The 6100-nt window shown below is 75.2% G+C and carries 6 protein-coding genes; 4 read left to right on the plus strand and 2 right to left on the minus strand.

Annotation, left to right across the window (positions count from 1 at the left end; genetic code table 11):
- The 3 genes from FNH04_RS46930 to FNH04_RS39615 form a co-directional block, all read left to right on the plus strand.
- Positions 1-1028: hypothetical protein (locus tag FNH04_RS46930; RefSeq protein WP_228031886.1), on the plus strand; the 1028-nt coding region annotated here is incomplete at its 5' end.
- A 155-nt stretch (positions 1029-1183) separates the two neighbouring features.
- On the plus strand, positions 1184-2407 hold the full coding sequence (locus FNH04_RS39610) for an aminotransferase class I/II-fold pyridoxal phosphate-dependent enzyme (RefSeq protein ID WP_152790913.1): 1224 nt from the start codon (positions 1184-1186) through the stop codon (positions 2405-2407).
- 82 nt (positions 2408-2489) lie between these two features.
- On the plus strand, positions 2490-3638 hold the full coding sequence (locus FNH04_RS39615; RefSeq protein WP_194236970.1) for an MBL fold metallo-hydrolase: 1149 nt from the start codon (positions 2490-2492) through the stop codon (positions 3636-3638).
- 69 nt (positions 3639-3707) lie between these two features.
- Here the strand turns inward: FNH04_RS39615 and FNH04_RS39620 are convergent, their stop codons facing one another.
- Entirely contained in the window at positions 3708-4331 is a 624-nt protein-coding gene (locus FNH04_RS39620; protein WP_152790917.1) for a DedA family protein, read from the minus strand.
- Positions 4332-4377: 46 nt separating this feature from the next.
- Positions 4378-5151: an MBL fold metallo-hydrolase gene (locus tag FNH04_RS39625; RefSeq protein ID WP_322725200.1), complete on the minus strand. Its 774-nt coding sequence runs from the start codon at positions 5149-5151 to the stop codon at positions 4378-4380.
- Positions 5152-5237: 86 nt separating this feature from the next.
- Here FNH04_RS39625 and FNH04_RS39630 point away from each other — a divergent pair, with 86 nt between their 5' ends.
- Entirely contained in the window at positions 5238-5672 is a 435-nt protein-coding gene (locus tag FNH04_RS39630; RefSeq protein ID WP_152790911.1) for a hypothetical protein, read from the plus strand.
- The last annotated feature ends 428 nt before the right edge of the window (positions 5673-6100 follow it).

Here is a 6100-nt window from a genome sequence, read left to right on the forward strand (position 1 = left end):
CGCCCCCGCCCGTGCGCCCGCTCACGCGCCCGCCCGTGCGCCGCAGAGCCCGTGTCCTGTCCGCCGCCGCGTCCGCCGTCCTGGCCGCCGCCGTGCTGGGCGCCGCCGCCCCGGCCGCGTCCGCCGAACCCACCGCGGAGGTCAGTCCGCGTACCGTCGCCCCCGGCGACACGATCACGATCACCGTCACCTGCGACCCGACCGGCGGCCCCGCGCCCGACACCATCGAGGCCGGCTCCCGGGCCTTCGAGCAGGGCACCGTCAGGCTCTCCCGCGTCCAGGGCCACGACGACCCGCGCAATGACGACCCCGGGGCGGAGGGCACCGGTCACGTGGCGGGGTCCGACTCCGCGACGGACCCCGGCTCGGAGTACGGCTCCGATTCCGTTGCGGGCTCCGATTCCGTGACGGGCTCCGATTCCGTGACGGGTTCCGATACGGGTTCCGAGTCCGTCACGGGCCCCGATGCCACGATGGACACCGGCTCGGACTACGGCACCGCCACGGACTCCGGCTCGGCCACGGCCCCCGACTCCGCGACGGGCGCCGACACCCTGACAAGCCCCGACCCGGCGGCGGGCGACGCCTCCGTGCAGGGGGACAGCCCCGCGACCGCCAGCGACCCGGCGGCGGGCCTCGACCCCATGGCCGGCCAGGACTCCCAGCGCCGCCCCACCTACCGCGGAACCGCCCGGATCGCCTCCTCCCTGAAGTCGGAGGGCGGCGCGGACGCGGCGGGCAAGTCCAAGTCCTCCGAGTGGACCGTCGACGGCACCTGCCCGGCGGCACCCGGCGGCCAGGGCAGACCGTGGAGCGCGACGTTCACCGTGTCCCGCGGCGGCGACCACCACGGCAAGGACCACGACGGGACCGCCTCGCCGGGACCGCGGCACGGGGTGCACGCGGGCGAGGGCGGCGCGTTCACCGACTCCGTCCCGGCCATGGTCGCCGGTGGCCTTCTGATCGCGGGCGCGCTCGGCGCCGCCGTCCAGCGCGTGCTGCGCAGAGGGGCCACCCGGCACCGTTGACGCTGTGACCGGTGCAACCCGGCCGGGCGCCCATGGCCGCGCGGGACCCTGGGTACTCGGAGGCCGAGGAGGCGATCGGAGCCGTCGGAGCCGTACGGGGCGGGCGGGCGTCCGGCGCCCACGGCACACGCACCAGCGACTGCGCGGAGGCACAGATGCGGCGGACGGAAACGGAAGGGCACGGGCCCGTCCGCTACGGCCCGCCCTTCCCCGACCAGGGGCTTCCCCTCCTGCCCGAACTCACGGCGGTGCTCTCCGCCGCGGCGGGCCGCCCCGACGCCGAACCCGTCGGAGGCGGCCCCGCCCTCCTGGACGCCGCCTGCGGCTACTGGGACCGGCGGGGCCTGACCACCGCACGCGACCAGGTGGCCGCGGCCCCCGGCGCACCCGCGCTGCTCCTGGCACTGACCGCCGCTGTCGGCGGCGATGTCCTGGTCCCCCGGCCGTGCGCCGCCTGGTGGGCACCCGAGACCCGGGCACTGGGAAGATCCGCCTTCCACGTGGCCACACCGGCCGAGTGCGGCGGTATTCCCGACCCGTACGCGCTGCTGGAGACCGTCCGCAGGATCCGCGCCGAGGGCGGCGACCCACGCCTCGTGCTGCTCTGCCCCGCCGACGACCCCACCGCCACCGTGGCCCCGCCCGAACTGGTGCACGAGACCGTCGAGGCCGCCCTGGGTGAGGGGCTGCACCTGGTCAGCGACGAGACCTGGCGCGACACCGTGCACGACCCGCACGACACCGTGCTGCTCAGTCCCGCCGAGATGCAGCCCGACCGGGTCACCGTCGTCACCGACCTCGGCGGCCCCTTCCTGCCGGCCGGGTGGCCCGCCGCCGTTGCCCGCTTCCCCGATACCGACGCGGGCGCCGCACTGCGGGCCCGCGTCCTCGACGTGCTCACCGCGCTCGGCGCCCGGGTCGCCATGCCGGTCGGCGTGGCCGCCGGGTACGCGCTCGGCGAGCCCGACGAGGTCACCGCCCGGCTCCACGCCGCCGTACGCCTCCACGCGCGCGTGGCCTCCGCCGCGCACCACGCCGTGGTCGCCGCCGGAGCACTCGCCCCGCCTCCGCGGGCGGGGCGGCATCTGTACGCGGATCTCGGCCCGCTGCGCTCGGAGCTCGCCGCGCACGGGGTCGGCGACGCACAGGAACTGGAGGACTTCCTCACCGCCCGGCTGGGCATGCCCGCACCCGGCGGCCACCGCTTCGGGGACGACCTCGGCGCGCTGCGCGTCCGGTTGTCGACGAGTCCGCTGCTCGGTGCCACCGCCGAGGAGCGGGCCGCGTCCCTCGCGTCCGGCGAGCCACTGGAACTGCCGCACGTCGAGCGCGCGTTGGCCGCGTTCGGTTCGGCTTTCGACGATCTCCGTTCCCCGTGATCTCCGTTCCCCGTGATCTCCGATCCCCGTGATCACCGAACTCCGATCTCCGTGACGACGCTCAGCGAGGGGAGTCTCCACGATGACGCAGCAGTCCGAGCCGACCACGAGCACGAGTGCGACCCCCGCCGCGGGCGACGCCCCCGCCCGCAGATCCCCGGTGGACACCGACGCGCCCGTCCCGCCCGTGCCCCTGCCTTTCGTGTCGTCCCCGTCAAGCCCGGCCACGGCGGCCGGCCCCCTGGTGGCGCCCTCCGGACCGTGTCCCCTCGCCGAGCCGCGTCCGCCGGGGGAGAGGCGGGTGTGGCCGCGCTCCTTCGCGGACCGGCTGACCACGCCGCTGCCCGGGTTCAGGGCCTTCGCGCGGTTCGCCCGCGAGGGCACGGTGCGGCCGGGACCCGAGGGACTCGCCGACGTTCCGCGGCTGCCGTACGATCCACAGCCCCTGCCGAGGGTGGACGCCCGCACCGTGGCGGTCTCCTGGGCGGGGCACGCCAGCTGGGTGATCCGCATAGGCGGGCTCACCGTCCTCACCGACCCGGTCTGGTCCCGCCGAATCCTCGGCACCCCCGCGCGGATCACACCCGTCGGAGTGCCCTGGAGCGCCCTGCCGCGTGTCGACGCGGTCGTCATCAGCCACAACCACTACGACCATCTGGACGCGCCCACGCTGCGGCGGCTCCCGCGTGACACCGCGATGTTCGTGCCCGCCGGGCTCGGCGGCTGGTTCCGGCGCCGCCGCTTCACCCGCGTCACCGAGCTCGACTGGTGGGAGGCGGCCGAACTCGGCGGAGCCCGCTTCGACTTCGTACCGGCACACCACTGGTCCAAGCGCACCCTGACCGACACCTGCCGCTCGCTGTGGGGCGGCTGGGTGCTGACCGACACCGCCGGGCACCGGATCCACTTCGCCGGCGACACGGGCTACGGCCACTGGTTCTCCCGGATCGGCCGCCGCTACCCGGGCATCGACCTCGCGCTGCTGCCGATCGGCGCGTACGAGCCCCGGTGGTGGCTCAGCGACGTGCACTGCGACCCGGAGGAGGCGGTCCGCGCCTTCCAGGACCTCGGCGCCCACCGGATGGCACCGATGCACTGGGGCACGTTCGTGCTCTCGGCCGAGCCCGTCCTCGAACCGCTGACCCGGGTACGGGCGGCCTGGGAGCGGGCGGGGCTGCCGCGCGAGGACCTGTGGGACCTACCGGTGGGAGGTGCGCGGGTGCTGGGCTGAACGACCGGGGCCGGGCAAGGGAGTTCAGTGGGCGACGTTTCAGCGGGCGGCGGTCGCAGCGGGCGGCGGTCAGTGGGCGGCGTTCCGGCGGACCCTGCGCCACACGCTCGGCACGGCACTGATCAGCAGCGTCAGCGCGACCGCCGCCACCACGCCCTCCCACGGCTCAGCGAACAGGGTGCCGCCGAGGATGCCGATGAGCTGGTACGTGACCGCCCAGGCCAGGCAGGCCGGGAGGTTGCCGCGGGCGAAGCGGCGCAGCGGCATCTTGGCCATCAGACAGGCCAGCATGACCGGGATACGGCCCGCCGGGACGAGCCGGGACAGCACCAGCACGGCCACCCCGTGGTCGTCGAGCTTCTCCTGCGCCTGCGCGAGCCGGTCCTCGGGAGCGCGCCGGCGGATCGCCTCCAGCCAGCGCGACCCGTTCTTCAGCCGCATACCGCGCTGCCCCAGCCAGTACAGCGCGATGTCCCCGAGGAACGCGGCGCAGGCCGCCACCAGGAACACCAGCAGCAGCGAGAACGGCGCCGTCTGGTGGAAGGCCACCACGGCGGCCGAACTCACCAGCGCCCCCGTCGGCACGACCGGCAGCAGCGCCCCGACCAGCACCAGCAGAAACAGCGTCGGATAACCGACCGCCTGCTGGGTGGACTCGGTCGACACACCGCTGTCCACCACGGCCAGGAGCATCACGGGCAGCCCTCCAGGACCGTGCGGCGAGTCCCGCGCCCACGTCTCATCGGGTCACCTCCGGTCGTATGCGTTCCCCGTGGCCCAGCCGGTGCACCGTCACCTCGGGGGCGTGGGTCGCGGCCAGGCGGGCGAACTCGTCGCCGGGGGCGTGGAATTCGTGGGGGCGCACGGCGTCCAGGCCGATCGGCCAGTACGTGCCGTAGTGCACCGGGACCGCGCTTCGGGGCATGAGCCGCGCAAGCGCCTGCGCCGCGCGCCCCGCGTCCAGGTGACCCGGGCCCAGGTACGGTCCCCAGCCGCCGACCGGCAGCAGCGCCACGTCGACCGGGCCGACCTCCTTCGCCATCGACTCGAACAGCCCGGTGTCCCCGGCGAAGTAGGTCCGCGCGGCCCCCTCGATCACGAAGCCGAGAGCCGGTGACCGGTGCGGTCCCACGGGCAGCCGCCGACCGTCGTGCCGCGCGGGTACCGTGCGGACGACCAGGTCACCGACGCGGGTCGCGTCCCCGGGCGCCACCTCGGTGAGCCGCAGATGGGCGAGCCCGCGCAGACCCGGAACCTGGCGGGGCGCACCCCTCGGCACCAGCAGCCGCGTCCCCGGCGCGAGCCGTGCGAGCGAGGGCACGTGCAGATGGTCGGCGTGCAGATGCGACACCAACGCCACATCCGCCACAGCGGCCTCGGGCGGGGGCGGCGCGCCCCGGCGTCTGCGCAGGTGCGCGAGCCGGCGCGCGAACAGCGGATCGGTGAGCACCCGCGTACCCGAGTCCACGACGGTGCAAGTGGCATGACCCCACCAGGTGATCTCCACCGGCACTTCCTTTGCCTCCTTCGTGCGACTCCCCCCGAGCCTACGGGCAGGAGTAGGGTCTGCGGCTGAACCCGGAGGTGAGGGGGGACTCCATGGGATACGTGAGCCATGTCCTGGGCATGCCGCCCGTCGTGCGGGTCGCGGCCATCGCCAGCCTGACACCGCTGGAGGAACTGGACGTGGAGCCCTTCCTGGTCGACTCCCGCGGCCAGCACGCCATGTGCGCCCGCTGGGCCGCCGACCGCGGCTATGTGGTCACACGCGAACTCCTCGTACGCGGGCTGCGCCCCGACCACAGCGCCCTGTGGTCCGACGTCGAGGCCGGTCTCGTCGACCTCTTCGTCGCGCCCAGCCGCCGTGTCCTGGAGCAGGCCCTGACCGACGTCGACGAGTTCACCGCGGAGTGCGCGCGCCGCGGCGTACGGGTCGAGACGGTCGGCTGCGCGGAGCCCGCCTACGACGCGCAGATGAAGGCCCTGGTGCACCGCCGCCTGTCCATGCCGACGGCGGGCTACGACGGCCGCTGAGCCCCGCTCGGGTCCCGCCCCGGTCCGGGCCGATGCCGTCCACCAGCGTGTCCGGACCTCTTCGTCGCGCAGCTGGACGCGTCGATCGTCGGCGTCGCGCTGCCGGACGCGTCGATCGTCGGCGTCGCGCTGCCGGACATCGAGGCGGACCTGGGCACCCGTACGACGGTGGTGCAGTGGGTGGGCCTCGGCTACCCGGCCCCCCTGATCGCCCTGGCGCTCGGCATCGGCCGCTGGGTGGACACGACGGACCCGCGCCGGATGCCAGGGAAGCAGCGGGCGTAGGGCCTGTCCGGCGGATGCGCCCCCGCCCCGGTCACACGCGCCCGCGCACCGGCTCGTGCCCCCTCGCCCACCCGGGTGACGAACAGGCATTCGCCGAACATCACCGAGCGTTGTGACAGGCTGGGACGGGACCTGTGCGGCGG

The sequence above is a fragment of the Streptomyces phyllanthi genome (assembly GCF_009377205.1).
GTDB lineage: Bacteria > Actinomycetota > Actinomycetes > Streptomycetales > Streptomycetaceae > Streptomyces > Streptomyces phyllanthi.

What these genes read in the sequence shown, in the direction of transcription:
- FNH04_RS39610 (WP_152790913.1), top strand. Translation starts at nt 1,184, where the DNA reads ATGCGGCGGACGGAAACGGAAGGGCACGGGCCCGTCCGCTACGGCCCG.
- FNH04_RS39615 (WP_194236970.1), top strand. Translation starts at nt 2,490, where the DNA reads ATGACGCAGCAGTCCGAGCCGACCACGAGCACGAGTGCGACCCCCGCC.
- FNH04_RS39620 (WP_152790917.1), bottom strand. Translation starts at nt 4,331, where the DNA reads ATGCTCCTGGCCGTGGTGGACAGCGGTGTGTCGACCGAGTCCACCCAG.
- FNH04_RS39630 (WP_152790911.1), top strand. Translation starts at nt 5,238, where the DNA reads ATGGGATACGTGAGCCATGTCCTGGGCATGCCGCCCGTCGTGCGGGTC.